The organism is Citrobacter sp. Cb080, from assembly GCF_030334745.1.
In the GTDB taxonomy this organism is placed as follows: Bacteria; Pseudomonadota; Gammaproteobacteria; order Enterobacterales; family Enterobacteriaceae; genus Citrobacter; species Citrobacter braakii.
Genome location: NZ_JAOWDG010000009.1, coordinates 1 through 580, shown reverse-complemented (window position 1 = coordinate 580; position 580 = coordinate 1). Strand labels below are relative to the sequence as shown.

Genomic DNA, 580 nt, shown 5'->3' with positions numbered 1-580 from the left:
GAGTTACCGGTTCAATATTCCAGACAGACTCGCGGTTCATTTAAGCATCCATGCCCGCCCTGAACTCCGGGCACACTATACGTCACATCGCCGCACCACACCTGATTCGGTTCTGTCACTGCAAACTGTCGCTCAAGGCGATTCGGGATAGCGGTGTGTTCATGACCACCACGTTTATACCGGTGAGTTGGCTGCTGACAACTCACCAGACCCGGTTCTTTCATGAGCCTTCCGGCAAGCCAGCGTCCCATTCTGAAGCCTTTCAGGGTTGCCATAATCGCGATACTTCTTGCGCCAGCAGAGCCATGGCTGATGTTATGCAGTTCCAGAACCTGACTGCGTAACACAGCTCGCCTGCCGTCTGGCTTTTCGGGGCTTTTTCCCCAGTATTTGTAGCTGCTGCGATGAACCCCGAACACGTGGCAAAGTGTGACCACAGGATACTGCGCTCTGAGTTTCCCGATTAACGAGAATTGTTCAGGGAGTCTGGCATCAAGAGCGCGGTTGTAGATTCAATTGGTCAACGCAACAGTTATGTGAAAACATGGGGTTGCGGAGGTTTTTTGAATGAGACGAACAT

General features: G+C 52.1%; 2 pseudogenes. One reads left to right on the top strand and one right to left on the bottom strand.

The annotated features are described in order from the left end of the window. Positions 1-77: 77 nt before the first annotated feature. Positions 78-503: pseudogene (locus tag OGV38_RS00065) on the bottom strand (transposase domain-containing protein); the annotation flags it as partial. Here OGV38_RS00065 and OGV38_RS25030 point away from each other — a divergent pair. Beyond that, a pseudogene (locus tag OGV38_RS25030) lies at positions 488-571 on the top strand (hypothetical protein); the annotation flags it as partial. The pseudogenes OGV38_RS00065 and OGV38_RS25030 overlap by 16 nt on opposite strands. Between the last annotated feature and the right edge of the window lie 9 nt (positions 572-580).